This is a genomic window from Halorubrum sp. Atlit-28R, from assembly GCF_003665955.1.
Classification (GTDB): Archaea; Halobacteriota; Halobacteria; order Halobacteriales; family Haloferacaceae; genus Halorubrum; species Halorubrum tropicale.
Window position 1 is genome coordinate 1 of sequence record NZ_QPLS01000163.1, and the last position, 492, is coordinate 492.

Annotated in this window: 1 protein-coding gene; it reads right to left on the reverse strand. The window is 64.2% G+C overall.

Features of this window, described 5'->3' with window-relative positions:
- Positions 1-492 (reverse strand): LLM class flavin-dependent oxidoreductase (locus tag DVK06_RS17340; protein WP_121601147.1); only part of this gene is annotated, 492 nt, incomplete at both ends.

Consider the following 492-nt stretch of genomic DNA (forward strand, 5'->3'; position numbering starts at 1 on the left):
CCTCGGCGGAGGCCGGCCACCCGCCCATCTCGGCTTGAACTTTCTCCGCCAGTTCGGGATCGATGCCCGACGCCTTCCTGATGTGCGGCTGCTGGCCGATGTACTGTGTGGCGAGACCGCGCGCCTGGTCGATGGCCACGTCCGCGTCCTCGTCCATTGCGACGGCGATGAGCTGCGGGCGGTCGGCGCCTTCCAGCGTCCCGTCCTGCTTTTCGACGCCCTCTTTCAGCTTTTCGAAGCCTTTCAGGTTGTGCTCGGGCGGGATAAGGTAGTTCATGAAGATGCCGCCGGCGATGCCTTTCCCGACCAGTTCGCCGGTCAGCTTGTGCATCGTCTCGCCCGTCGCGCCGACGTAGATGGGCACGTCACGGGGCTGTGCGTCCGAGCGAACGAGATCGAGTTCGATGTCGTCGACGGAGAGCGTCTGCCCCTCGTACGTTACGTTTTCGAGGTCCAGCAGGCGCTTGGTGACGGTACAGTACTCCCACATCC